This is a genomic window from Achromobacter sp. JD-1 (genome assembly GCF_038594925.1).
Taxonomy (GTDB): Bacteria; Pseudomonadota; Gammaproteobacteria; order Burkholderiales; family Burkholderiaceae_B; genus Achromobacter; species Achromobacter spanius_C.
The window spans coordinates 172,347-197,041 of the sequence record NZ_JBCGCS010000009.1 but is presented as its reverse complement, the minus strand read 5'-3'; the positions used below and the strand labels follow the sequence as shown (position 1 = coordinate 197,041).

22 protein-coding genes are annotated in these 24,695 nt (G+C 65.5%); 2 read left to right on the top strand and 20 right to left on the bottom strand.

Features of this window, described 5'->3' with window-relative positions; all coding sequences use genetic code 11:
* The first annotated feature begins 31 nt into the window (after nucleotides 1-31).
* Nucleotides 32-2,335, top strand: coding sequence for an FdhF/YdeP family oxidoreductase (locus WBR68_RS16310; RefSeq protein WP_230694742.1), 2,304 nt, complete (start codon nucleotides 32-34; stop codon nucleotides 2,333-2,335).
* Here WBR68_RS16310 and WBR68_RS16305 read toward each other — a convergent pair whose 3' ends face one another.
* The 10 genes from WBR68_RS16305 to WBR68_RS16260 form a co-directional block, all read right to left on the bottom strand.
* Complete coding sequence (locus WBR68_RS16305; RefSeq protein ID WP_050449941.1) at nucleotides 2,336-3,127, bottom strand: fused MFS/spermidine synthase; 792 nt, start codon at nucleotides 3,125-3,127, stop codon at nucleotides 2,336-2,338. It lies immediately after the preceding gene.
* An 84-nt stretch (nucleotides 3,128-3,211) separates the two neighbouring features.
* Entirely contained in the window at nucleotides 3,212-4,789 is a 1,578-nt protein-coding gene (locus WBR68_RS16300) for a serine hydrolase (protein WP_050449942.1), read from the bottom strand.
* A 7-nt stretch (nucleotides 4,790-4,796) separates the two neighbouring features.
* Nucleotides 4,797-5,924 carry a hypothetical protein gene (locus tag WBR68_RS16295; RefSeq protein ID WP_230694741.1) on the bottom strand — a complete coding sequence of 376 codons (1,128 nt, stop codon included), beginning with the start codon at nucleotides 5,922-5,924 and terminating at the stop codon, nucleotides 4,797-4,799.
* Between the two features lie 65 nt (nucleotides 5,925-5,989).
* Nucleotides 5,990-7,135 (bottom strand): D-alanyl-D-alanine-carboxypeptidase/endopeptidase AmpH, encoded by a 1,146-nt coding sequence (gene ampH / locus WBR68_RS16290; protein WP_230694740.1) that lies wholly within the window; start codon nucleotides 7,133-7,135, stop codon nucleotides 5,990-5,992.
* A 159-nt stretch (nucleotides 7,136-7,294) separates the two neighbouring features.
* Nucleotides 7,295-8,212 (bottom strand): GAF domain-containing DNA-binding protein, encoded by a 918-nt coding sequence (locus WBR68_RS16285; protein ID WP_230694739.1) that lies wholly within the window; start codon nucleotides 8,210-8,212, stop codon nucleotides 7,295-7,297.
* A 100-nt stretch (nucleotides 8,213-8,312) separates the two neighbouring features.
* Nucleotides 8,313-8,771, bottom strand: a complete 459-nt coding sequence (locus tag WBR68_RS16280) for a carboxymuconolactone decarboxylase family protein (RefSeq protein WP_127183199.1) — start codon at nucleotides 8,769-8,771, stop codon at nucleotides 8,313-8,315.
* Nucleotides 8,772-8,840: 69 nt separating this feature from the next.
* Nucleotides 8,841-9,809: a tripartite tricarboxylate transporter substrate binding protein gene (locus WBR68_RS16275; RefSeq protein WP_050449946.1), complete on the bottom strand. Its 969-nt coding sequence runs from the start codon at nucleotides 9,807-9,809 to the stop codon at nucleotides 8,841-8,843.
* A 73-nt stretch (nucleotides 9,810-9,882) separates the two neighbouring features.
* Nucleotides 9,883-10,887 carry a cyclase family protein gene (locus WBR68_RS16270; protein WP_230694738.1) on the bottom strand — a complete coding sequence of 335 codons (1,005 nt, stop codon included), beginning with the start codon at nucleotides 10,885-10,887 and terminating at the stop codon, nucleotides 9,883-9,885.
* Between the two features lie 55 nt (nucleotides 10,888-10,942).
* Nucleotides 10,943-12,226, bottom strand: a complete 1,284-nt coding sequence (locus WBR68_RS16265; protein ID WP_127183197.1) for a CaiB/BaiF CoA transferase family protein — start codon at nucleotides 12,224-12,226, stop codon at nucleotides 10,943-10,945.
* Between the two features lie 44 nt (nucleotides 12,227-12,270).
* Nucleotides 12,271-13,116, bottom strand: a complete 846-nt coding sequence (locus tag WBR68_RS16260) for an HpcH/HpaI aldolase/citrate lyase family protein (protein WP_050449948.1) — start codon at nucleotides 13,114-13,116, stop codon at nucleotides 12,271-12,273.
* A gap of 85 nt (nucleotides 13,117-13,201) precedes the next feature.
* Between WBR68_RS16260 and WBR68_RS16255 the strand changes: the two genes are divergently transcribed.
* Nucleotides 13,202-14,092 (top strand): LysR family transcriptional regulator, encoded by an 891-nt coding sequence (locus WBR68_RS16255; protein ID WP_050449949.1) that lies wholly within the window; start codon nucleotides 13,202-13,204, stop codon nucleotides 14,090-14,092.
* A gap of 15 nt (nucleotides 14,093-14,107) precedes the next feature.
* On the opposite strand, the gene WBR68_RS16250 is transcribed toward WBR68_RS16255, so the two are convergent.
* From WBR68_RS16250 to WBR68_RS16205, 10 genes are all read right to left on the bottom strand, one after another.
* Nucleotides 14,108-15,262, bottom strand: coding sequence for an iron-containing alcohol dehydrogenase (locus WBR68_RS16250; RefSeq protein ID WP_230694737.1), 1,155 nt, complete (start codon nucleotides 15,260-15,262; stop codon nucleotides 14,108-14,110).
* 4 nt (nucleotides 15,263-15,266) lie between these two features.
* Complete coding sequence (locus WBR68_RS16245) at nucleotides 15,267-15,875, bottom strand: ANTAR domain-containing response regulator (protein WP_230694736.1); 609 nt, start codon at nucleotides 15,873-15,875, stop codon at nucleotides 15,267-15,269.
* Nucleotides 15,872-17,011: a transporter substrate-binding domain-containing protein gene (locus tag WBR68_RS16240; protein WP_050449952.1), complete on the bottom strand. Its 1,140-nt coding sequence runs from the start codon at nucleotides 17,009-17,011 to the stop codon at nucleotides 15,872-15,874. The genes WBR68_RS16245 and WBR68_RS16240 overlap by 4 nt, the downstream gene beginning before the upstream one ends.
* A complete protein-coding gene (locus tag WBR68_RS16235; protein WP_230694735.1) occupies nucleotides 17,008-18,534 on the bottom strand; it encodes an amidase in 1,527 nt (508 codons plus the stop codon). The genes WBR68_RS16240 and WBR68_RS16235 overlap by 4 nt, the downstream gene beginning before the upstream one ends.
* A 13-nt stretch (nucleotides 18,535-18,547) precedes the next feature.
* A complete protein-coding gene (locus WBR68_RS16230; RefSeq protein WP_230694734.1) occupies nucleotides 18,548-19,252 on the bottom strand; it encodes an ABC transporter ATP-binding protein in 705 nt (234 codons plus the stop codon).
* Nucleotides 19,236-19,970 carry an ATP-binding cassette domain-containing protein gene (locus tag WBR68_RS16225; RefSeq protein ID WP_050448116.1) on the bottom strand — a complete coding sequence of 245 codons (735 nt, stop codon included), beginning with the start codon at nucleotides 19,968-19,970 and terminating at the stop codon, nucleotides 19,236-19,238. Before WBR68_RS16225 ends, WBR68_RS16230 begins: the two co-directional genes overlap by 17 nt.
* Nucleotides 19,967-20,983 carry an ABC transporter permease subunit gene (locus tag WBR68_RS16220; RefSeq protein ID WP_050448117.1) on the bottom strand — a complete coding sequence of 339 codons (1,017 nt, stop codon included), beginning with the start codon at nucleotides 20,981-20,983 and terminating at the stop codon, nucleotides 19,967-19,969. Before WBR68_RS16220 ends, WBR68_RS16225 begins: the two co-directional genes overlap by 4 nt.
* Complete coding sequence (locus WBR68_RS16215; RefSeq protein WP_127183192.1) at nucleotides 20,983-21,852, bottom strand: ABC transporter permease subunit; 870 nt, start codon at nucleotides 21,850-21,852, stop codon at nucleotides 20,983-20,985. The genes WBR68_RS16220 and WBR68_RS16215 overlap by 1 nt, the downstream gene beginning before the upstream one ends.
* Nucleotides 21,853-21,859: 7 nt before the next feature.
* The gene (locus WBR68_RS16210; RefSeq protein WP_230694733.1) at nucleotides 21,860-23,101 is read right to left on the bottom strand and encodes an urea ABC transporter substrate-binding protein; all 1,242 of its coding nucleotides are present in this window, start codon (nucleotides 23,099-23,101) and stop codon (nucleotides 21,860-21,862) included.
* A 321-nt stretch (nucleotides 23,102-23,422) separates the two neighbouring features.
* A complete protein-coding gene (locus WBR68_RS16205) occupies nucleotides 23,423-24,628 on the bottom strand; it encodes a pectate lyase family protein (RefSeq protein WP_431189317.1) in 1,206 nt (401 codons plus the stop codon).
* Nucleotides 24,629-24,695 lie beyond the last annotated feature (67 nt).

The following is a 24,695-nucleotide window of genomic DNA, read 5'->3' as shown; positions in this document are numbered from 1 at the left end:
TGCTTCATAGCATCTTGAACCAGAGATTTTTATGAAGCCAAGCAAGAACCCGCCCAAGAAACCAAACCGCCTGACCGGCATTCAACGCTACGACGCCCCCGCCGGCGGCTGGGGCGCGCTCAAGGCCACGGCCCAGGCCGTGGCCGACCAGATGCGGATCGCCGAAGCGCCCGTGCTTCTGCTGCGCACCAACAAGCCGGACGGCTTTGACTGCCCGGGCTGCGCCTGGCCCGACAAGGCCCATACGTCCACCTTCCAGTTCTGCGAAAACGGCGCCAAGGCGGTCACCTGGGAAGCCACCAAGAAGCGGGTCACGCCTGAATTCTTCGCCGCGCACACCGTCACCGAATTGCTGACCTGGAGCGATCACCAGCTGGAAGACGCCGGCCGCCTGACGCATCCGTTGCGCTACGACGCCACCAGCGACACCTATCAGCCCATCTCGTGGGACGCGGCCTTTGCCCACATCGGGCGCACGCTGTCCAGCCTGCCGGCCCCCGACATGGTGGAGTTCTACACGTCTGGCCGCGCCTCCAACGAGGCCGCCTTTCTGTTAAGCGTGTTTGCGCGCGAGTTCGGCACCAACAACTTTCCCGACTGCTCGAACATGTGCCACGAGGCCACCAGCGTCGGGTTGCCGCAAGCCATCGGCATCGGCAAGGGCACGGTGTCGCTGGATGATTTCGACGCCTGCGACCTGATCATCTCGATGGGCCACAACCCCGGCACCAATCACCCGCGCATGATGGGCACCTTGCATGAATGCGCCCGGCGCGGCGTGCCGATCATCGTGTTCAACCCCTTGCGCGAACGCGCGCTGGAACGCTTCGCCGACCCGCAAGACCCCATCGAAATGGGTACGTTCGGCTCGACCCGCATCGCGTCCACGTATTACCAGGTGAAGGTTGGCGGCGACGCGGCGGCGCTCAAGGGCATCATGAAGGCGCTGGTGGAGGCGGACCGCAAGGCGTCTGGCGTTCTGGATCACGCGTTCATCGCGGAGCACACGAACGGGTTTGATGCCTACGTGCAAGACCTGGACGACACCGCCTGGGCCGACATCGAACAAGCCAGCGGCCTGGCGCGCGCGGAACTGGAACAGGTGGCCGCCGCCTACGCCAGGTCCAAGGCCACCATCGTCACTTACGGCATGGGTATCACCCAGCATGCGCGCGGCACGCAGAACGTGCAGCAGATCGCCGCGCTGCTGCTGATGCGGGGCAACTTCGGCAAGCCCGGCGCCGGTATCTGCCCGCTGCGCGGGCATTCGAATGTGCAAGGCAACCGCAGCGTCGGCATCACCGAAAAGATCGACCCAGTGATGTTCGACAACTTTGAAAAGACGTTCGGCTTCCGCCCGCCCGAACGCCATGGACACGACGCCGTCGACGCCATGAAGGCGATGGTGAACGGTGAGGCGCGCGCGCTGATCTGCCTGGGCGGCAACCTTGCCATGGCCTTGTCCGACACCAGCCAGTGCGAGGCCGGTATGCGCCGCCTGGACCTTGCCGTGCACATGAACACCAAGCTGAACCGCTCGCAGTTGCTGATTGGCCGCGACGCGATCATCCTGCCGGTGCTGGGCCGCACGGAAAGCGATGTGCAGGCCAGCGGCGCGCAGTCCATCACCGTAGAAGACTCGATGTCGATGGTGCATGCCTCGCGCGGCAAGCTGGCGCCGGCGTCCGAGCACCTGCGCTCGGAACCCGCCATCATCGCCGCCATGGCCGCCGCCACGCTGCCCGCCAGCCGCGTCCCGTGGCGACAACTGGTGGAGGACTACGGCCGCATCCGCGACCTGATCGAACAGGTGTATCCGGACTTTCATGGCTACAACGAACGCATCCTGAAGCCGGGCGGCTTCCGCCTGCCGCTGCCGCCCACCGAGCGCATCTGGAAAACGCGCTCGGGCCGCGCTGAGTTTCTGCCGTTCAAGGGAATACAAGATGGTGGCTTGCAGGAAGACCCCGCCGGATCGCCCGGCAGCCTGACGCTGACCACGCTGCGCAGCCACGACCAATACAACACCACCATCTACGGCCTGGACGATCGCTACCGTGGCGTGTTCGGCCGGCGCGACGTGCTGTTCATGAATGCATCCGACCTGACGCGCCACGGCCTGGAACCCGGCGACGACGTCGAGCTTCAGACCGACCTGCCCGGCCAGTCGCATCGGCGCCTGCGGTTGACGGCGATTGCCTACGACATCGCGGCCGGCTCGGTCGGCGCGTACTACCCCGAAGCCAATGACCTTTGCCCGCTGGACTACCAGGACAAGCAAAGCGGCACGCCCAGCTACAAGTCGATTCCGGTGCTGATTCGAAAGGTGGCGTAGCTAGCGAAGCTCCAGCGTCGCCCCGATCACCCGCATCGTCGGCATCAACTGGCGCCAGGCGTCGCGGGGTATCGACGCTGGCCGCTTCAGTTCCGCGGCGGCGGGGTCGTTCAACAGGTCGCCCTTGCAGGCAAAGACGATGCTGTTGGTCATGTCGTCGTCCACCACTTCGAACATTGCCGGCCCGAACGAGGCGCGCACGCGGGCCAGGTAGTCGTGGTGCATGGGGTGGTTCACGTGGTAGTTGATGACCAGGATGCCGTCGTCGCGCAGCGCGCGGAAGCAGTCGGCGTAGAACGCTTCCGAGCACAGGGCGTCGGGGATGCCGCCCACGCCGTAACCGTCCAGGAAAATCACGTCGGCGTGGTCAGACAGGCCGCGCAGGTGGTCGGCGGCGTCGGCCTGGATGACCTGGAAGCGCTCATCGTCGCGCGGCACCATGAAGGTGTCGCGCAGCGCAATGACGGCGGGGTCGATCTCGACCACGTCAATCCGGGTGCCGGCCAGGTAGCGATAGCAGAACTTGGGCAGTGAGCCGCCGCCCAGGCCCACCATCAGCATGCGGGCGGGCTCCGGCTTGAACAGCACGAAGCCCATCATCATTCGCGTGTATTCGATTTCCAGCGCATCGGGGTTGAGCACCGACATGCTGCTCTGGATTTCCTTCTGCGTGAAATGCAGCGTGCGGCGCGTGCCGGCGTTCTGGACGAAAGGCCGATGGATGGCGGCGGGCGCGTCGGAAGATGCGGCGTCGGAAGGCGCCGCGTCGGCGGGAAGATGGGGGTCGGACATGGGTAGGGCGGGTGGTGAAAACAGGCACAAGATACCACCTGCGATCAGGCCCCCATCACACCGCCGTCTTGCGACGGCTTGCCCCTACTTGCGGACCCAGCGCCCCAGGCCGGTCTCGTCGTAGAACTTGATGTCCAGGCCGCTGGCCTGGCCCTGGCCCATCTTGAACACGACAGAAGCCTGCGAGTCGACCAGATCCGCTTCCCCGGCGGGCGCGAAGGCAAACGTGTCGCCGTCCCAGTGCCTCATCGGAAACCGCATGCCCTTGGGCCCAAGCACCAGCGTCAGCGCGCCGCCGGCCTCTTGAATCTCGGCAGGGCCGTAGTAGGCGTTGTCATAGCGGCCCACGTACTGGCGCAGCGGCTTGGCGGGGGTGGGCGTCGCGGGTTTGGCGGCGCCGGAAAGATCGGCCTGCGGCTCAAAGAAGCCCAGCATGGCGCCGTGATAAGCGGCGTACCAGTCGCGCGTGGGCTTGCCGTACAGCGCCGTATCGATGAAGGTGGCCGCTACGGATTCGGCGGCGCCCACGGGCGCCCCATTGGTCAGCACCACGATGCCGATGCCGGCGGACGGGACGACCTTGAACGTGGTGCCCGTGCCCATCAGGAACGCGCCGGAATGCCCCATCGACGGGCGTCCGCCCAGCTCCGTGTTGACGTTGAAACCATAGCCATAGAAGCCGGAACGCGCGTCGATGTCGTGGGCGCGCGCGCTGAATGATTGCGGCGACAAGGCGGGCAGCAGCGCGCTGGCGGCAATCATGGGCTTGCCCTGGTATTGGCCGTTGGCCAGCAACAGCTTCAGCCATTGCGCCAGATCGACCACCGTGGACGACACGCCGCCCGCCGGCGCCTGCTGATCGGCATTGCGCTGCCCCAGCGGCACGAACTTGCCCTTCTGATAGCCGTGCAGCACGGCGCGATTGGCGTGCGCCATGAAGTCGTCGTAGCGATAACTGGTGGACGTCATCCCCAACGGCTTGAACAGCAGGTCTTGCGCCAGGCTTTCCCAAGGCCGGCCCGCCGCTTTCGCGACCGCCTCGGCGCCTATCGTCGTGCTGAAGTTCGCGTAGTGATACGACGTGCGAAACGCGTCCAGGGGTTGCAGCCGCAGCCGCGCAATGACGTCGTTGCGCGTATAGCCCAGGTCTTCCAGGTCGTCGCCCGCCGTGCCTGGCAGCCCCGAGCGGTGCGCGAAGAAATCGCCGATGGTGCCGTGCGTGGAAACGTAGGCGTTGCTGAGCGCGAAGTCCGGCAGATACCGCGCAACCGGGTCGTCCCACGACACCTTGCCCTGGGAAACCTCGATGGCCGCCACGGTGGCCGACAGCGACTTCGAGATGGACGCAATCTGGAACACCGTGCGCGCATCCACGGGCGCGTTCTTGCCAGCCTCGCGCGTGCCCCAGCCTTGGGCCAGCACCGTCTTGCCATCGATGACCACCGCCACCGCCATGCCGGGCACCTGGCTGCGCGCCATGATGTCCTGAACAATGCCCGGCAAGTTCTTCACCGCCAGGTCCTTGCTGCCCGCCGGGATCGCGATGGCGTCGGCGGGCGGGCTGGTGTGGCTTTCAATGGAAATCGGCTGCGCCCGCGCCGCCATCGACGCGCCCAATGCCAGCACGACCGCGCTGGCGATGATGGATTTTTTGTTCATCATGATGACCTTAGAACCCCGCTTGATAGGCGATGCGGAACACGCCCTGGTTGATGCGGATGGCCTGATCGCGCTGATGCGTGATGCCGGCCTGAATGATGAAGCCCATCGGCGTCACGTAGGTGACCGCGCCCGATAACGCCCAGTCCCAATCGTCTTGCAAGCCGTACTGCGCCAGCTTGCCGTCGCTGCCGGACAATTTGCGCGCGGCGGCCGTGGCGGTGAATTGCCAGCGTTCCCGCGACAGCGATACCGACGTCACCCCATTGCCGTTGCCTACCGGCGCGCCCCGGAACCCGCTGGCGTAGGTGGCTTCGTTGAACCAGCTCAGGTTCCAGGCGTTGGCAAGCGGCGCGTCGTAACGAAGCCGGGCGGAAACCGTGTTGGCGCTTTCGCCCTGGCCCGGGTCCACATGCAAGCGGCCGGCGTCCACCCCGCCGGACAGCCCGTCCCAGCCCGGCAAGCCACGAAAGTCATAAGACACGATGAACGATTTCAGTTGGTCGCTGAATGGCGGCGGCTGGTCGGGCCGGATGAATCCGTCGTCCACGCTAAGCCGATGGTTCAGGGCCGTGTCGTCGCGCTTGAACAGCACCGCCGCCACCGAGTGCGTGCCATGGCCGCCGGCGTCGAGGGTGTAGCGACCGCCCAGGCCGATGGATCCGCGAAATTCCGAGTTCTCGTTGAAGCCGCTGTACAGGCCGTCGATGACGTGCCAGGCGTCGCCAAAGCCCAGGTCCATCTTGCCGCCGTACAGCGCGTAGCGGACCGCGGTGTAGGCGGCGAACAGGTTGTCCAGGTCCACCCCCAGATCCGAAAAGGCGTTGTCCTTCGTTTCGTTGTTTGACGAGTTGAGCGTGGCCTTGGTCCGGATCGAAAAGCGCTGCGTCAGTTGCAAGACCAGCGCGGCTTCCGCCGTGGGCTGCACGCTGCTCCAATGCGAACGCGGAATCTGTCCGTTATCGTCCTGGATGCCAAAGAAGCCGGTGTAGCCGGTCATCAGCAAGAAGCGGCCGTTCACATGCGGATAGGCGTCCGCGCCGTCTCCCAGCTGGCTGTAGGGCGTCAGGAAGATCTCGGTCTTGAAGGGGTCGGGCCCCTCTTGCGCGGACACCGCGCCGGCCGCCAGGGCGAACAAGGCACTGGCCTGGCAAAGCGATTTTGCAATACACGCGCCCATTGCTGGACACCGGCCAAACCCGATCACCGCGCCAGCTCGGCCGCCAGTTCGCGCACCTGGGAATGGATGTTCCCGAACATGGCGAAGTTGACCCGGCTGGCCACGACGAATATGCCCAGATCACGATTGGGCGACAACACCGCGTAGCTCATGAAGCCGCCCAAGCCGCCGCTTTTGCCCAGCAACAAGGGCGCGCCATCGCGGGGCAGGCTGACGACCCAGCCCAGGCCCATGCCATCGGCATCGGTCACTTCCGTGCCCACCACCGACTTCAAGCCGTCATACGGCAGCCACATCGTGTGGGCCAGGGTGAACGCTTCCTTGCCCTGCCTGGCGCCGTCCAGATGCCAGCGCATCCAACGCGCCATGTCGCCGGCCGTGGAATAGATGCCGGCGCTGGCGTACATCACGTCAGGAACCGGCGCGTTCGGGTCCGGTTTGTCGAAGGGATCCAGGCCCGTCATCAAGCGCTTTTTCTGCGCGTCGTTCAGCACGTTGGTCGTGTCGACCAGCCCGGCGGGCTTGATGACTTCGTTGGTCAGCACCGTGGAATAGTCGGCGCCCCCCGCCCGCGCCAGCGCATCGCCCAGCAGGCCAAAGCCCAGGTTCGAATACAGCGTAGTGGTGCCGGGCCGATAGGCGGGCGGGTTGGCGCCGATCCACTTCCAGTAGTACGCGCGGTCGAAGGCGGCGAAGGGGTTGTCGGACGGCTTGGCGTTCGGGTCCGGCAGTTCGCGCGGCAGGCCCGCCGAATGCGTGGCCAGGTCCAGCAGGGTGATGGGGCGGCCCTGGGTCTGCACGCTGGCGTTGGCGGGCGCGTACTGGGACAAGGGGTCGGTCAGCTTGAGCTTGCCCTGGGCCGCCAGCGACGCCAGCACGTCGCCAGCAAAGACCTTGGATACCGAAGCGATCCGAAAAATGGAATGCTCGTCGGGTTCCACGCCATTGCCAGGCGCCGTTTCTCCATAGCCCTGAATAACCACATCATCGCCGCGCACCACGGCGATGAGGACGGCGGGTGCGCCAGCGTTCAGATAGAGCTGCATGCCGGCCATGGACACGGCGTCTTGCAAGGCCAGGTCCGTGGCGCGGGCCGGGGTCGTGCCCAACACGCAAGCGGCGGCCACGGCCAGGAAGGTAAAGCGCGATAGGACGCGAGACGCCAGCATGCCGATTCTCTCAAGAGTGCCTTGGGGAAGCGGGAAGTCCCGCCAAGCGAGATGATCCCAAAAACTCCGGCATTGGCCACATTGCAAGGACGAAACAACATTCCGGCATGACGAACGGCATGGCGGGGTGAGTCAAATCCGGGGGTCAAAACCCCGGAGTCAAATCCCCATGCGTTCGCGCAACGGGCGGCGGTACGAGCGCGACACCGGCCAGGCGTTCTCCACTGATCGCATCCGGATCAGCCACTTGTCGACGCGTCGGCGGTCCACGTCCATGACATGCAAGGCATTGGCAATGGCGGTGCGGTGCACGCGGAAGAAGAGCTTGTCGGGCAGCAAGGTCGACCACATTCCCAAGGCGCGGGAATCCAGCACCATCGAACCGTCTTCCAGCCAGATCTCGCTGTAGTTGCCGGCCGATCGCACGCCCACGATGGCCTCGGGCTGTACGCCTCGCACCACGCCGCGCATGTTCAGATAGACCACGGACGTGGCGCTTTCATGCATCGCCGTGCGGCTTTGCCGCAGGCTTTGCGCATACTTGGCCTGCCCGATCAGGTTGGCGCATTGATACAGGGCGTTGATCTCGGCGGCGGACCAGGTCCGATGATGGACCGTGGTGTCGAAGCCGATGATCCCGCATAGCTTCTTGTCGTGGAATACCGGCACGCTCAGCACGCTCTTGTTGCCCTGGCGCACGAATTCGGCCTGGATGATGCGCGCGGTGCGCGGCAGGTCGTGCACATCGTGAATGGCCACGGCATAGCCTTGCACCATGAACTTGTGCAGCCACGCGATCAAGGTCGTGGGCACATCCTGAAGCTCGGCCACGAAGGGCTGCGTCTGGCCCCGGCACCATTCATGGGTGTTGCGAAAGCGCAGCATGTCGGGCCGGTATTCAATGAACCAGGCGCGGTCGACATCCGATGTTTCGCCCATGAAAGACAACTGCTCGGCGATGGCGTCGTCCACCGGATGCTTGAGCAAGCTCATCGCGCAGCGATACAGCCACTTCGACGACGAGTCAGGTACGAGTTCGGCTACGGTGTGCGTCTGGTATTGGACTGCATCCTTCACTGCGTTCCCCTGGCGGCCGGATCTGACATCGTCCATGTGCTGCCGTGCAGCACGCCAAGCGGCGATTTTCACTCCGGCCCGGGGTAAAGACAAGCTTGGATCAGGATGACGCGCCGCTGAACAGATCCGCCTGGCGCGGGTCGGCGGCGGTCAGCTCGTAGCCGATCTGCTCGGCGACCTCGCGCAGGATGGCCTGCGCCAGGTTGAACGCGGTGTTGGCGGCGGGCACGCCCGCGTAGATCGCGTTCTGCAGCAACACTTCCTTGAGCTCATCCGGCGTCAGGCGAGAGTCATCCGACGCCGTCAACGCGGCGCGCACATGCAGCTCGAATTCTTCCCAGCGGCCCAGCGACAGCGTCACCGCCAGCACCATCATGCGACGGGCCTTGTGCGGCAGGCCAGGCCGGCTCCAGATGTCGTGCCACGCATAGCGCGTGATCATGTTCTGGTAGTCGGCCGTGAACGTGGTGGCGCGGTCCAGCGAACGCTGCACCCATTCATCGCCCAGCACAGCGCGGCGGTTGGCCAAGCCCCGCTCGAAATCGTCTTCCCGGCTCATGTGATCCCTCTTTGCGTGAATGCCTGAGGACAGGGGCACGGGCAGAAAATCCGCCCGCGCCCATGTCGATCAATTCACCGAGATGTTATTGGCTTTCACGACCTCGGCCCAACGCACTTGTTCGGCGTCGACGAACTTGGCGAAGTCAGCCGCGCTGCTGCCCACCGCGGTCAGGCCCAGCTTGCCGAGCTTTTCGCGGGTGTCGGGGCGCGCCAGCGCCTTTTGCACCAGGTCTTGCAGCTTGGCCACCACGGCGGGGTCGGAACCGGCCGGCAGGAAGAAGCCGTTCCACTCCGACACGTCAAAGTCCTTGATGCCGGCTTCGCCAACGGTCGCCACCTTCGGCAGTTCGGGCATGCGCTTGGCCGACGACACCGCCAGCGCCTTCAGCTTGCCGCCGCTGACGTAGTTCAGGCTGGACGCGGCGTTGGCGAAATAGACGTCGACCTGACCGCCCATGACGTCGACGATGGCCGGCGCGCCGCCCTTGTAGGGCACGTGCACCACGTCGATGCCCGCGTCTTTCTTGAGCAGTTCGGCGGCCATCTGCGCCAGGCTGCCGGGGCCGTAGGACGCGAAGGTGTAGCGACCCGGGTTGGCGCGCGCGGCGCTGATGAAGTCAGGCAGGTTGTTGAAGGCCGAGCCGGGCGCCGCCACCAGGATGTTCGGCACGCTGATGGCCTGCGAGACCGGGATGAAGTCCTTCTTCACGTCGTAGGGCAGCTTGCGCAGCGCCGGGTTGATCGCGAAGGCGGATGCGTCGTACAGCACCGTGTAGCCGTCCGGCTTCGCACGCGCCACGTAAGACGCGCCGATCGCGCCGCTGGCGCCGCCCTTGTTTTCAATGACCACGCTTTGGCCGGCCACTTCGCTCATGCCTTGCGCGATGATGCGCGCGGCGTTGTCGGCGCCGCCGCCCGCGGAATACGGCACCACCAGGGTGATGGGCTGGTCGGGGTAACCGGCGGCGTGGGCCGTGCCCAACGCGCTGGTCAGGCCAATGGTGGCGGCCAGGGCCGCGATGTAGGTCTTCTTCATGTGTGCTCCTCAAATCCCCCCTACGGGGATGTCAAATGGATCATGGAATCGTGGCGCGATCCGCCCGGCAAAGTCAGACAGTCGCGATGGGGTTGACCGGCGCGCCCACCAGGCCGGGCACGTACATGGGTGCGGCGGTCAGGAAAAAAGCGTGTCGGCCATGCTGGCGCAACCATTGCGCCAGCGGGGTCAGGTGCCAAAGCTCGCCCAGCGGCAGGCCCAGCTTGAAAAGGCATTGTTCGTGCAGGGGCAGCAACGGCCCCGTGCCCGAATCCAGATGATGGTTGCGCAATTCCACCGCGTGGTTGTCGGCGGCGATGGCCGCGATACGGCTGTCCTTGATCCAGGCCAGCAGTTGCGCATCCGCGCCATCCAGCACGCAGCAACTGGTCTTGAGCCGGTCTTGTTCGTCGTCGCCCAGGGTCAGCGCCAGATCGGCCAGGCCCGTGTGCAGGCACAGCACGTCGCCCGGCCTGACCTGCACGCCATCGGCCTGCATCACGTCCATCAGGTCGCGATAGGACACCTTGCGGTGCGCGTCGCCAAAGCGGGCGCGCAAGTCCACCATCACGCCACGGCCCTGAATGCCGTGCCGCGCCATCGGCGCAATGGACAGGTCCTGGGTGCCGGTGAAGTTGTCGGTTTGAGGTTCGCTGACGGCAAAGCCGTTGTAGCCGGTGGGCTGCGCCTCACCGGTGCCATGGGCGTCGTACATCGACCCCACATGGCCCAGCGCATCCCATTGCGTGGAGTACTGCGGCGACAGGGTGACGCGGTCGTCGCTGACGACGTCGGTGGCGCCGGGCACGTCGCGCGCCAAGGGGTAGCGGTAAACCGGCACGCCATTCTTTTCCGCGGGCTGGATCACCGGGCCTTTGCGGCGCGGGTTGAGCACGGGCGCGCGCGGTACGTTCAGCGGCAGGCTCAAGGAAAACGACAGGCCGGTCTGAATTTCAGCAATCGCGGCCAAGCGCGCCTGGCTGTCCAGATGATTCAGGGTGCCGAGCTGGTCGTCGTGCCCGAAGTCCCCCCAATTCGATCCTTCCGGCCGATGCTGGTAGCGGCGTGCTTGATTCATGGCTGCGGTCTCCTCGTCCTGTGACAGACGAATTTTGCTATCGTTTTGTTACGGCTTATTGCACCACGGCGGACTGCATTAATTGCTCAATTTCCTGCGCGGTGTATCCCAGGGTGGACAGTATTTTTTTGCTGTGTTCCCCCAGACTCGGCGCGGCGCGGCCGATGGCGTTGTCGTTGGCGCTTCCCGTGGCGGGCCCCGCGACACTCCCCGTGGGGTTCTCGGTGACCTCTACGGTGGTCTTGCCTACGCTGGCGCGGGCGTCGCCGGACGCATCGAAATGCGCCCATTGCGCCAGGCCCAGATAATTGCCCGCCTGCTTGCTGTGATACGGGCGCATCAGCCCCATGGCTTCAACTTGCGGGTGGTCGAACATGTCTTCCACCGGCCGCACCTCGGCGCAGGGCACGCTCTGGCCAAAGCGCTCCGCCCATTCACGGGCCGATGCGCGCGACAAAGCCTGACGCACCAGCGGCACCAGCACGGCCGCCTGCGCCGCGCGCTTCTTGACGGTGTCGTAGTCGGGGTGGTCCGCCAGCTCGGGCAGATCCAGGTGGCCGCACAGCGCACGCCAGAAATGCGGCGTGTTGGCCGACAAATACAGATGGCCTTCGCGCGTGGGATGAATGCCCGTGATACCGCCCGAGCGCATGTCGCGTTCGATGTGTCGCGGTTCGCCCTCGGCCCATACCAGGCGGGCCGATTGCATGGCCAGCGCACTGCCCAGCAAGGAAACCTCGATAGCCTGGCCCCGCCCCGTCTTCTCGCGCTGGTAGAGCGCCGCCGACACGCTGTTCGAGATCAAGGCGGCGCCGTAATAGTCAACGACCGATCCGTACAGCACTTCGGGCGGGCCGTCGGCCTTGGCCTGCGCCGCGCACATGCCCGTCATGGACTGCAGCACCTGGTCGTAACCCGCGTGGCGCGCCATGGGGCCCACCGCGCCGTAGCCCGTCATGGCGCAGTAGATCAGGCGGGGGTTGACGGCCGACAGGGTGGCGAAGTCGATCCGCAGGCGTTCCGGCACACCCGGCCGGAAGTTGTGGACCAGCACGTCGGCCTCGCGCACCAGCCGAAGCAGCACGTCGTGGCCGGCCGCGTCTTTCAGGTTCAGGCACAGGCCGCGCTTGTTGCGGTTGATGCCCAGAAAGGCGCGGCTTTCAGACGCCAAGGTGGACGGGTACTTGCGCAGGTTGTCGCCTTCGGGCGGCTCCACCTTGATCACGTCGGCGCCCATGTCGCCCAGCAGGGCGCAGCCGTAGGGGCCGGCAATATAGGCGCTAAGGTCCAGCACCTTGATGCCTGCCAGCGGCAGATTGGCGGGGGATTCAAATTCCATGTTGCGATTCACTCAATATCCAGGGGCCAGGTCCTAGGCCCGATTCAGGCCGCGCGGCCGGCAGCCAGCAGCACGTCGCGGGCGCGCTGCACGAAGGGCGCGTCGATCATCTTTCCGTCCAGCAGGAAGGCGCCCACGCCGTCTTGCTCGCGGCTGGCCGACACGATGCGCTCGGCCTCGGCGACCTCTTCGGCGCTGAAGCCGAACACCTCGTTGGCAATGGCGATCTGGCTGGGATGCACGCAGGACTTGCCCAGAAAACCCAGCGAACGGGCCAGTTGCGCTTCGGCCCGAAAGCCGTCGGCATCGCGCACGCGCGCATAGGCCGCGTCCATGGCGTACTTGCCCGCGCAACCCGCGCCCAAGCGCAAGGACAGCATCACGGCGCGCAGCGTTTCGGGTTGATATCGGTCTATGCCCAGCGGCTCGAACAGGTCGGCCAGGCCCAATTGCAAACCGGCCACACGCGGATGCGCGGCGGCCAATTCGGCCGCGCAGGCCAAGGCGCGCGGGGTTTCCACGGTGATGAGGAATTCATTCTGGAAACCGGCGGCAATGGCTTGGGCGGCAGCCTCGCACAGCGCGGTGGCGCTTTCCACCTTGGGCAGGTTCAAGAGGTCAATCGGCAAGCCGCCCAGCGCGTCCAGGTCGGCGGCAAAGTACGGGGTGTCGGCCGCGTTCACGCGGACGATAATTTTCTTGGGATGTAAGGCCTGTGCCGCCGCGAAACCGGGCGACGCCAACCAGTAGGCCAGGGTGTTGCGCGCCTCTTGCTTGCGGGTGGGCGCAACGGCGTCCTCCAGGTCGAAAGACAGCGCATCCGCCTGACTGGCCATGGCTTTATCGAAGAGGTCCGGGCGCGAACCCGGCACGAATAGCTTGCTTCTCATTGGAGTCTCCTGGTGGCATTGTGGCGCTGGGCCACGCCGCCAGGGGACAGCCAAATTACGATAAGAAGATAGAATATCTATCGTTATGAACACCGACTTCCTACATACGCTGGCCGCCGTGGGCCAGCATGGATCCATGGCCGAGGCCGCTCGCCGCCTGGGGCTGACCCACGGCGCCGTGGCGCAGCAAGTGCGCAAACTGGAACAGGAATTGGGCGTGGCGCTGGTGGCGCGCGCCGGTCGCACCGTGCACCTGACGGCCAAGGCGATTGAACTGATCGGCCCCATGCGCGAGGTTCTGGAGCGTATCGAGAAGATCCGCTACCTGGCGCGGTCCGACGAAATGATGGGCGAGCTCAGGCTGGGCGCGGGCAACACGGCCTTGAATTCCATGGTGCCGGCCATTCTGGAACACCTGGTCAGCCGCCATCCACTGATCAACGTTGAGATTCAGCCGGGGCATTCGGTGCGCTTCTATCCCGCCATCGAAAGCGGCGAGCTGGACGCCGCCATCGCCCTGGAGGCGCCTTACCCCTTATCAAAAAGCCTGGGCTGGCAGTTGCTGCGCGAAGAACCTTATGTGCTAGCGGCGGCGCCCCGCCATGCCGGGCGGCATCCGCACAGCCTGCTGACCACCGAGCCGTTCATCCGCTATCAGCGCAGCGACTGGGGAGGCCGCCATGTTGACGACTATCTGCGGCGCGTGGGCATTACGCCGCGCGAACGTTTCGAACTGAACGCCATTGAATCGATTGCGGTGATGGTCAGCCGCGACCTGGGCGTGGCCATCCTGCCGCAATCCACCAACGGCGCGATCGAACGGCTGGGCTTGTTGGCTTTGCCGTTGCCCGAACACTGCGAACCGCGCCGCTTCGGCCTGATCTGGTCACGGGTGTCGCCCCGGCTGGCGCTGATCCGGGCGTTTCGCGACATCGCGGTGGTGGAGTACGCCCAGGTGCAAGGCGGCAGCCAGTAAGGGCTATGCCGCGCCTCAGTACGCCGCGCGATAGATGGCCAGCGCCTGCGCCTCGTCGATGGGCAGCGGATTGTTCATCAACAGGCGTTGCTGCAGCATGGCCGAACTGGCCAACGCGGGCAGGTCGGCCTCGGTAATGCCCACCGCCCGCAGGCCTTGAGGCAACTGCGCCTGGCGGATCAGATCTTCCAGGAAGGCGATGAAGGCGGCGGCCCCGGCCGCGGCGTCCGTGCTTGCCGGCAAGCCCACCGCCGCACCCAGTTCGGCATAGAGCGGCGCGGCGGCCTGGGCATTGAAGTGCAGCACGGCGGGCAGCACCAAGGCGTTGGACAGCCCGTGGGGCACATGGAAGATGCCGCCCACCGGATACGCCAAGGCGTGGACGCCACCGACGGGCGCGTTGGCAAACGCCTGCCCGGCCAGCATGGCGCCCAACAGCATGTCGGAACGCGCCTGCAAATTCGTGCCGTCGCGGCACACGGTCAGCAGATTGGCGCTAAGCAGCTTCAGGGCCAGCACCGCCAGGTGGTCCGACAGGGGATTCTTCAGGCGCTTGCTGGTGTAGGCCTCGATGGCGTGAACCATCGCGTCCACGCCGGTGGCGGCCGTGGCGGCCGGCGGCAAGCCGACGGTAAGCTCGGCATCCAGATAGGCGGCATCGGCATAGAGCTGCGGCGCGACCACGCCGCTCTTGGTCGTTGCCCCCGTGGTGACGATGGAAATGGGCGTGACTTCCGAGCCGGTGCCGGCCGTGGTCGGCACCTGTACCAGCGGCAGGCGCTTGCCGCGCACCTGATCGATGCCATACATGGCCGACAAGGGCTGCTCGCCCTGGCACAACACCGCCACGAGCTTGGCTACGTCCATGGACGAGCCGCCGCCAAATCCAATGACCATGTCGGCATTGAAGGCGCGTGCGCGCGCGGCCGCGGCCTCGACCACGGCTTCAGGCGGGTCAGCCACCACATCGTCGATCACCAGCGTCTGCCAGCCGGTGGCCGCCAGGCTGTCCAGCGCGGGCTGCAATGCGCCGCTGCGATGCAGGAAGCTGTCGGTCACCAGCACGGCACGCTCGCCCGCGTATCGTTCGCGCAGCAACGCGCCCAGGCGGCGGGCCAGTCCGGGTTCGACGACAAGATGGGCAACAGTCTGGAATGAGAAGGCGGTCATGGGATCAGGACAGTTCGTTGATAAGGGATTGGGCAACGTCTTCAAGCGACGAGCGCGTGGCCATGGCGCGGCTTTGGATGCGGCGATGCGCTTCCTGTTCGGTAATGCCCTCGCGAGCGATCAGCAAGGTCTTGGCCGTAGCCACCTTGCTGGCGGCCGCATAGCGGCCTTCCAGCTTGCGCACATGGGCCAGCGTGGCGGCCTGCTGGCGCCACGCGGTACGCGCCAGCAACAGCTGCGTCAGCAGGCCGAAGGGCCGGATGGGGCGTTCGATGACGCCGGTACAACCGCTTTGCAGCACCAGTTGCAGGGTGGCGGGGTTTTCGTATTCCACGATGCCGACCAAGGGCGGGCTCAGCTCGGTAAGACTGTCCGCCAGACACTGGATGGCGTCGCGCTGGTCTTCTTCAATGGGCAGCACCACCACGTCGGCATCCGCGCCCAGCCGTTCGGGCAAGGGCCATTGCTGCGTCGGCACACAGCCGATGCGCTTCAGGTGCGACATCAGCAAGCGTGATTCGGCGTCCTGCGGCAGCAGGACCATCACGCGCAGGCCGTTGAGTTCGCGCAGCGCGGTGCTGCTGCGCGCGGGCCGGTTACGAGGCGCCGTCACGATAGGGCCAGGGCCTCGGGGTCCAGCGCGTGGTCCACCAGGTACGGCACCGGCCGTACCGCGGCGCGCGCCGCGTAGACGATTTCGAACTGGCGGCGCGCGTTCACGCGGGCAATGCGCGGCCAGAGCGAGGTGTGCTGGGTGTCGCCATCGATGGTGACCAGGCCCTGCGGCGCTTCGAAGCTGGCCCCGTCCAGCGCGTTGACCAGGGCCGGCAAGGCCAGGCCGCCCGCGCGACGGGCGGCGTCGGCCACCAGATGCACCTGAAAGTAGGCGGCTTCGGCCCCCGCCGTGATGGGGCTGTCTTCGCCAAAGCGGGCCTGGTAGGCCCGCGAGAAGCGCCGGCTGGGTTCGGTGTCCAGCGTGGCGAAGTAGGGTGCGGCGGTGATGTGGCCCTCGGCCTGCTCGGCCGTCAACGCCGCCACATCGGTTTCGTTGGTGGCCAGGCTGACAATCGGCATGCGCGCGGGGTCCAGGCCCAGCTCGCGGTAGGCCCGATAGAGCTTGACGATGTCGCGCCCGACCATGGTCGAGTAGATGGCGTCCGGGCGTAGCGCCACGGCGCGCTTGAGCACCTCGGCCAAATCTTCCTGCGGTGCGTTGAGCGGCAGATAGACCTCGTCGACCACTTCCCCGCCGGCCTGTTCGTAGAGCTCGCGCATGATGCGGTTGGATTCGCGCGGGTATACGTACTGCCCGCCGATGAACAGCACCCGGTTGCCGAAATGACGGATCACATAGCTGGCAAGCTGCACCGAATTCTGGTTGGGCACCGAGCCGGTGTAGAAGCAATACGGCGAATACTCAAAGCCTTCGTACAGCGTGGCGTAAAAGAGCAGCGCGCGGCGGCTTTCCACCACCGGCAGCACGGCCTTGCGCGTGCTGGACATATGCGTGCCGAAGATCAGCGGCACGCGCTGGCTGTCGCACAGCCATTCGGCCGCCTGGCGGTAATCGGGCGGCTGCGCACCCACGCGCGCGCTCACCGGCACCAGCGGAACGCCATCGATACCGCCCGCCGCGTTGACCTCGTCGATGGCCATCAGCGTGGCGTTTTCCTGGGTGATCTCGGTGGCGGCCGTCAGGCTCTCGTGCGAGAACAGCAGACCGACCCGGTGACCGTCGCGCGCGCTCACAGTGCCGTCCAATCAAGGTCGCGCTCAAAAGCGTGGGCCGCGCGGTACAGCGTGGATTCGTCGAAGTGGCGGCCCACCAGCATCATGCCCACCGGCAGCCCGTCGCGCAGCGCGCAGGGCACAGAGATGGCCGGATGGCCGGTGACGTCGAACGGGGCGGTGTTGGCGTTCATTTCCAAGGCGCGGGTCACGAAGACGTCCGGCGCGGCGGTGGCGTCGATCAGCCGGGGCGCGCGCATCGGCACCGTGGGCATCAGCAGCATGTCCACTTGGCCAAGCGCCTGGTCGTAGGCCAGACGCAAACGGCGCGCCAGGTTCTGGGCCTTGCCGTAGTACTGGCCGCCGTAGCGCGCATGGAAGTATTCACCCGCCAGCAGGCAGGTTTTGACGTCATGCGGGAACTCGTCGGCGTGATCGCGCCAGTGGCGCTGCGCCTGCATCAATCCGGTCACATAAAGCCCTTTCCAGTTGGTGCCGTAGTTATACCCCTTCATTTGCTGCGTCGTGCCTTCCACGGCAATCGGGGTCCAGATCGCGTGGCCTTTGCGATGCAGGGGGACCGACACCTCGCTCACCTCGGCGCCCAGCGCGGCCAAGTGGCCGGCGGCCTGGCGCACGGCGCGATCGACCTCGGGATCGCTGTTGCTCCATCCAAACCCTTCCGGCACCACGCCCACGCGCAGGCCTTTCAAGGGCTGGCCCTGCGCCGGCAGGTCAAGCGCATCGGCGTAGGCGGGGCGTTCGGCGGGCAGGTTCTGCTGGCGCGGGTCCAGGCCGTCGGGGCCGGCCACGGCATCCAGCAAGCGGGCGTTGTCGGCCACGTTGGCGCTCATGATGCCGGCATGGTCCAGCGTCATTTCGATGGGCATGATGCCGGTGTACGGAATCAGGCCGTGGGTGGGCTTCATGCCGTAGATGCCGGAATAGGCGGCCGGTATGCGAACGGAACCGCCCTGGTCGGTGCCAATGGCGATGTCCGCTTCGCCGGCGCCCACCAGCGCCGCCGCGCCGGACGAGGAACCGCCCGCCGCATGCGCCGGGTTGCGCGGATTGCGCACCGGGCCGGCCGCGCCGGTGTGGCTGCTGCCCGACACGCAGAAGTATTCGCAATGGGCCTTGCCCACGATGCGGCCGCCGGCATCCAGGATGCGCGTGGCCACCGTGGCGTCCTGGTCGGGCACATAGCCGCGCAGCGTGGCCGCGCCATTCATCATGGGCACGCCAGCCAGGCAGATGTTGTCCTTCAAGACCACGCGCTTGCCCGCCAGCGGGCCGTCCGGGCGGCCGTCGATCTCGGTGCGAACGTACCAGGCGTTGAGCGGGTTGTCTTCGGGCTGCACGCCCGGGGTGCGCGGGTAACGCACCACCGGGGGCTGGTCGATCATGGCGTCGACCTGGTCATACTCGGCAAAGGTGGCTTCCAGAATGCTGTCGTAGGCGCGCAGCGTGGCGTCGTCCAGATTCAGGCCGATGCGACGCGCGGCCTGGTCCAGCGCTTCCAGAGTGGGACGGGGAAGGGACATCTCGGATTCCGTATCAGGATTGCAGACCGCCGTAACGCCGGGCGATCTCTTGGGGTGTGGTGGAAGCGGTCGGCACATCGGCGATCAGTTCGCCTTTCTCCAGCACCAGAATCCGGTCGGACAAGGCGCACAGGAAGTCGATGTCTTGCTCGACCAGCAAAATGGCGATGCCAAGGGACGCCCGCAGGTTCTGCAAGGCCTCCACGATCTCGTCGCAAATCGAAGGCTGGATGCCTTCGGTGGGTTCGTCCAGCAACATCAGCTTGGGGTCGCCGCACAGGCAGCGGGCCAGCGCCAGCAATTGCTGCTCGCCGCCCGACAGGCTGCCGCCCGGCCGGTCCAGCAGGCGCTGCAAACGCGGGAACACCTTCAGCACCGACGCGATCTTGGCGTCGGCCTGGCTCAATTGCTTCACGCAGCCCATGCGCAGGTTTTCGGCCACGGTCAACGCCGGGAAGATCTGCCGGCCCTGCGGCACGAAACCCAGCCCATGGCGGGCGCGCGCATACGGCGCCAACGCGCCCAGGTCCCGGCCATCCATGGACAGAGAGCCCCCGGTCAGCGGAAGTTCGCCCATCAGCGTGCGCAGCAGCGTGGTCTTGCCCATGCCGTTGCGCCCCAGCACACCGGTGAATTCACCCGGGGCCATCTCGAACCCCACGCCGTGCAGCACGGGAATGCGGCCATAGCCGGCCTTCAGTTCATGCGCTTTGAGCATGCGGCTCTCCTTGCTTGCCCAGATAGGCGGCACGCACTTCGGCGTGCGCCATGATGTCGTCAAAGCTGCCTTCGGCCAGCACCTCGCCCTGGTTGAAGACCGTGATGCGGCCGGCAATCAGGCGGATGAAGGCCATGTCGTGTTCAACCACCACCACGGTGCTGTGGCGGTTGATGGCGGCGATCAGGTCCGCGGTCTTGCGTACTTCTTGCTGGGTCATGCCGGCGGCGGGTTCGTCCAGCAACACCAGTTCGGGACGCGAGGCCAGGATCATGCCCAGCTCCACCCATTGGCGTTGGCCGTGCGCCAACGCATTGACTGCTTGATGCGCCACGGATTGCAGGCCGATTTCCTGCAGTACCCGCGCGGCGATGTCGGCGGGATTGCCGTCGCTGCGACGGCCCGCGGCCAGCCGCAAGCCTTCAAGCACATCCAGCCCTTCAAAGACGCTGGGCACCTGCGTCTTGATGCCTATGCCCAGCCGGGCAACTTCGTGCGTGGCCAGGCCGCGCAGCGGTTTACCCTTGAAGCGAATTTCGCCCCGGCTGGGTCGCAGCTGGCCCGACAGCATCTTGAAGAAGGTGCTCTTGCCTGCCCCGTTGGGGCCGATCAGGCAGCGCACCTCGCCGCGCTGCAAGCGGAAGTCCACATCGCGCACGGCGTGCACGCCGCCAAAGCTGACGCTCAAGCCCTGCGTTTCCAACAGCATGTCGTTCATGCTTGCTCCTTGACGGCAGGCGTGGCCGAGCGCGATGACGACCGCCACAGGCGGCGCGCGGCATCCGCGATGGTGGGCGCCAGCCCGCGCGGAATCAGCAGCACGAACAGGATCAGGATCACGCCCAGCACCAAGCCTGTGTCCACCGTATGTTGCGCACCCAGCCGCGTGACCATGGCTTGCAGCGCAACGCAGGCGACGATGGGGCCGATCAGCGTGCCGCGCCCGCCCACAATGACCCAGATGATGATCTGCGCCGACTGCGCCAGCCCAAACACACCGGGGCTGACGAACGCGCCCCAGTTGGCGTAGAGCATGCCGGCCAGGCCCGCCAGCGCGCCGCCCAGCGTGAAGGCGGCCAGCTTGTAGAAACTGGCGTTGTAGCCCAGCAGCATGGCGCGTTGCTCGTTCTCGCGCACGGCAGCCACCACGCGGCCGAAGCGCGACGCCATCACGGCGCGCAAACCAAAATAGGCGGCGATGAGCACCAGCGCCGCCAGCGTGAAGGTGCCTTCTGGCGACAGCGGTTCGGCGGCGCCAGGCAAGGTCAGCGGCGGAATCGAGGGGATGCCATTGAATCCACCCAACAGGGCCTCGCCAATGCGATAGCTGTCACCCGAGGTGGAGTTCATCAGGTTGAACAGAATCAGCGTGACGGCCAGCGTGATGACGCCCAGATAGACGTCGCTGATCTTGCCGTAGAACATGAAGTAGCCCAGCAACGCGGCGAACGCCGCCGGCACCGCGACCGCCAACGCCAGCGCGCCCAGACCCGGCCCGAAGTTGAACGCGCCGACGGCCCAGGCATAGGCGCCCAAGCCGAAGAAGGCCGCCTGGCCAAAGCACAGAATGCCGCCGTGGCCCCAGACAAAAGCCAGGCTAAGGGCCAGCAGCGCCATGATCAGATAGACCGTCATGGACAGCAGGCTGAACATATCCACCACAAAGGGCAGCGCCACGGCGGCCGCAACCGCCACCGCGCCCAGCGCCAGGGAAAAGACAGGTACACGCATCAGATTGCTCGCTTGAAGAATCGACCGGTGATGCCTTGCGGCAGCAAGCGGATCAGCACGATGGCGGCCAGCAGCAAGGCCACCTGCCCATAGACCGGCGTGGCAAGAAACGTCACGCCCTGGCTGATGGCGCCGAAGATGCCCGAGGCGCTCACGGTGCCCGCGATGACGGCCGAGCCGCCGCTGATGACCGTGATGAAGGCCTTGGCGATATACGCCGCGCCTATCGTCGGGATGACGCCGGTCAACGGCGCCAGCACCGCGCCCGCAAGGCCCGACAGCGCCGCGCCCAGGCCGAACGTCAGCTTGTAGACCCCGTTGGGATTCATGCCCAGCGCGTTGGCCATGGCGGCGTTCTGCATGCAGGCACGTGCCCGCAAGCCAAAGTCGGTGAAGCGCAGCAGGCACCACAGCGCCAACATCACCATGGCCGCCAGACCGATCAGGAACAGCGTATAACCGCTGGCCTGGCGCGCGCCGATGGCAATGCCGCCCAAGGGCGACGAGATACCCACGGTGGTATTGCCGAACACCATGGTGGCCATGCCGATGACGGCCAGCGACAAGCCCCAGGTGGCAAGCATGGTGTCGATCATGCGGCCATAGAGGTGACGCACCAGCAGATGTTCGACCAGCACGCCGAAGAGGCCCACGGCCAAGGGCGCCAGCACCAGCATGGAAATCCAGATCGGCACGCCCCATTGGTTGGTGGCCAGGATGGCGACATACCCACCCAGCATCATGAATTCGCCATGCGCGAGATTGATGATCTTCATCATCCCGAACACAACCGCCAGCCCCACGCTCAAGAGCGCGAGGATGGCGATTGCCCCCAGGATATCGATGGCATAGATGGCAACGAGATCCATGGGGTGCTCAGAACTTGATGGCGTACTGGCGGTTGTCCGCCGGGTTCTTGATCAGGTCGCACACCGCCGCGGTATCGCCCGGCTGTTGCTGCGGGAAGCTTTCCACCAGGTTGAGCTTGCGGTCGCGCACTTCGGCAATATGCACGTCCAGCGTGCAATGGTGCGTGGCGGGGTCCAGCGTTACGCGGCCGCTGGGCGCGTCGATGGCCACGCCCGATTCCAGCGCTTCGATAACCTTCATGCGGTCGATCGACCCGGCCTTGCGCACGCCTTCGGCCCACAGCATGAAGCCTTGGTAGGCGCCCATGGCCAGCTCGGTGATGTAGGGGTAATCGGCGCCATAACGCGCGTGGAAGCGCTTAACGAAGTCGGCGTTGGCCGCGCCCGGCAGCTCTTGCAGGTAGTTCTGGCAAACCAGGAAGCCGTTGCATTCTTCCGGCGACAGCACGATGTGTTCATTGCCGCCCGCGAACGTGGTCGAGGCAAGCGGAATCTTGCCGGTCATGCCGGTCGCCTTCCATTGGCGATAGAACGACATATGCGCGCCGCCCACCAGGGCGGACCAGATGAAGTCCGGCGATGCCGCCTGAATCTTCGAAATGGCCGCGCCAAAGTCGGTCACATCCAACGGAAAGAATTCAGTGGCGACGGTCTTGCCGCCGACGTCGGCCGCGTACTTGCGCACCCAGTTGGAAACGATCTGGCCGTAGTTGTAGTCGGCCGCCACGATGTAGACCTTCTTGCCCCATTGCTTCACCGCATGCGGCGCCAGCTTCTGCACGGTTTGCGCCGGCGTCACGCCCGCGGCGAAGTAGTTCCGGTCGCACACGCCGCCTTCATATTGGTTGTCGTAGAAGTACAGCGTGCGGTAACGATTCAGCACGGGGCGCACCACCTCGCGCGAGGCCGACGTGATTCCCGCATGCACCACGGCGGCCCTGTCGCGCAAGGCCGCCTGTTGCGCGAACTGCGCATAGAGCTGCATGTTGGATTGCGCGTCATAGGCGATGAAGTTCAGTTGCCGGCCCAGCAGGCCGCCGTTGGCATTGATTTCTTCCGCCGCGAAGCGCAGCGCGTCCATGACCGGCTTGCCATAGATGTCCAGCCCGCCCGACAGGTCATAGATGGCGGCAACATTGATTTTTTCTTCGCCGGCGGCGAAGGCGCGTGTGCCCGTCAGGCCCGCCAGCGTGGCGGACGCGGCGGTGACGGCGGTGGAAGACAGGAACTGGCGGCGGTTCATGCTCATGTTGGTAAGCCCCTTGTGCGCAGGCGGCGCGCAGCACTTGCCCCCGGCGCGAAACGCACGGACGAGCAGAGGCCGACGCCGAAGTTGCGTAGACGTGAGTAGGTGTTGGGATATGCCGAGAGACCGGCAGAATGTCGACGTCGTTGTCGACTGGAGAATTGCTGAACGACCGCTGCGGCAGTTGCGCCTTTGGAACTTACCGGGTCGGCCTCCCTGCGAAAGGAGACAGGAATTATTTTAGGAGAACGGCGTAACGCGGCATAACCCCGTGGTTTCCCTAGGGCCGGCCGCGCTACGCCACGGCACAGGGGCTTTTCCGCACTACCGCGTCGGGCATCCCGACCCGGTGCGTGACGCCGCCAAGGGCGTATCGCCGGACGTGTTGCCGGCAAACTTGCGAATCTTCTCGGCCAGTTCCGGCGTTGGCCGTTCGTAGCTGTAGCAGTATGGCGGCGTGGGAGCAGACTCGGGGCGGTAGTCCTTGAGCACGGGCTTGGCATCGCCCAGGTACAGGTTGTCTTTCAAGCGCAGGAAGGCTTTGTAGTCGCGGGTGTAGCCATGCACGGCCTTCAATTTTTCGTAGGCGCCGCGATCCGATTCACCGTTGTCCAGCGCGCTGCGCCCCGACGCAATGGGGATGTAGCGGCAGTAATTCACATTGATGCCTTCCACCGTGGGGAAGAATTCCGGCTCGACACATTTGCGTTTCGTGTCGTTGTTGAAGATGTTTCCTTCCACCAGCGCCTTAGCTTCCAGGCTGAAGCTCATGCCGTAGAAATCCCAGTTTTCAAGCAGGTTGTTGAACAGGTGGAAAGTGCCGAATTGCCCGCGCGGATTGCGCTGCACGGTATTGAAAAAATAGTTGTGATGCAGCGTCACGCGCGCGATGGAATCGCGCTCGTAGTTGTGGAACAGGTCTTTGGACGTAATGTTGTTCAGCAGCATGACCTTGTTCGAGTTATGGAACTTGGTCCAAGAGATCGTGACGTCGGTCGAGCCGTTCTTCACGTTGAGCAGCCGGTCTGACATGCGTGAAAGATCCATGTGGTCGACCCACACGTCGCGGCTGCCATTGGCCACGTTCACCGCCTGCGTCAGTCGGTTCAGGCGTCCGTCAATCGTCAGATGCGTCAGGATCACGTTCTGGCTGCCATACACGCCCAGGCCGTCGTCGATCAAGGCGACACGCTTGCCACGCCCGTCGATCGTGGTGTTGGACGGCACGCGCAGTTGCTTCTTCAGCACGATCGTCATGTCGGACGCGAAGCGGATCCAGGTGGGTCCCTTCTTGGCTTGCGCCAGCGCGGCGCGCAGCGTGCCCGGCCCCGCGTCCTGGTCGGAGGTGACCTCGATCAGCCTGCCGCCCAAGCCGCCCGTGGCCCGGGCGCCGTAGCCTTCGCGCTGTTGCAGCAGCGACGAAACCCAGGCGCAACTTTCGTCCGGCTTGGCGCACGATTCACTGGCCGCCGCGGTGCCGCCCGCCAACATGGCGAAGGCCGCAATAGCCCAGGCCAGCAAGCGACGCATCGCCTTCATTCCAGGCTTCGTTCGGGTCTTCGTTTCTGGCTTCTTTCCAGGCTGCATACGCGCCCTC

Coding starts and splice junctions, on each gene's coding strand:
- WBR68_RS16310 (WP_230694742.1), top strand. CDS start 32: ATGAAGCCAAGCAAGAACCCGCCCAAGAAACCAAACCGCCTGACCGGC.
- WBR68_RS16305 (WP_050449941.1), bottom strand. CDS start 3,127: ATGTCCGACCCCCATCTTCCCGCCGACGCGGCGCCTTCCGACGCCGCA.
- WBR68_RS16300 (WP_050449942.1), bottom strand. CDS start 4,789: ATGATGAACAAAAAATCCATCATCGCCAGCGCGGTCGTGCTGGCATTG.
- ampH (WP_230694740.1), bottom strand. CDS start 7,135: ATGCTGGCGTCTCGCGTCCTATCGCGCTTTACCTTCCTGGCCGTGGCC.
- WBR68_RS16280 (WP_127183199.1), bottom strand. CDS start 8,771: ATGAGCCGGGAAGACGATTTCGAGCGGGGCTTGGCCAACCGCCGCGCT.
- WBR68_RS16275 (WP_050449946.1), bottom strand. CDS start 9,809: ATGAAGAAGACCTACATCGCGGCCCTGGCCGCCACCATTGGCCTGACC.
- WBR68_RS16270 (WP_230694738.1), bottom strand. CDS start 10,887: ATGAATCAAGCACGCCGCTACCAGCATCGGCCGGAAGGATCGAATTGG.
- WBR68_RS16265 (WP_127183197.1), bottom strand. CDS start 12,226: ATGGAATTTGAATCCCCCGCCAATCTGCCGCTGGCAGGCATCAAGGTG.
- WBR68_RS16260 (WP_050449948.1), bottom strand. CDS start 13,116: ATGAGAAGCAAGCTATTCGTGCCGGGTTCGCGCCCGGACCTCTTCGAT.
- WBR68_RS16255 (WP_050449949.1), top strand. CDS start 13,202: ATGAACACCGACTTCCTACATACGCTGGCCGCCGTGGGCCAGCATGGA.
- WBR68_RS16250 (WP_230694737.1), bottom strand. CDS start 15,262: ATGACCGCCTTCTCATTCCAGACTGTTGCCCATCTTGTCGTCGAACCC.
- WBR68_RS16235 (WP_230694735.1), bottom strand. CDS start 18,534: ATGTCCCTTCCCCGTCCCACTCTGGAAGCGCTGGACCAGGCCGCGCGT.
- WBR68_RS16230 (WP_230694734.1), bottom strand. CDS start 19,252: ATGCTCAAAGCGCATGAACTGAAGGCCGGCTATGGCCGCATTCCCGTG.
- WBR68_RS16225 (WP_050448116.1), bottom strand. CDS start 19,970: ATGAACGACATGCTGTTGGAAACGCAGGGCTTGAGCGTCAGCTTTGGC.
- WBR68_RS16220 (WP_050448117.1), bottom strand. CDS start 20,983: ATGCGTGTACCTGTCTTTTCCCTGGCGCTGGGCGCGGTGGCGGTTGCG.
- WBR68_RS16215 (WP_127183192.1), bottom strand. CDS start 21,852: ATGGATCTCGTTGCCATCTATGCCATCGATATCCTGGGGGCAATCGCC.
- WBR68_RS16210 (WP_230694733.1), bottom strand. CDS start 23,101: ATGAGCATGAACCGCCGCCAGTTCCTGTCTTCCACCGCCGTCACCGCC.
- WBR68_RS16205 (WP_431189317.1), bottom strand. CDS start 24,628: ATGCGTCGCTTGCTGGCCTGGGCTATTGCGGCCTTCGCCATGTTGGCG.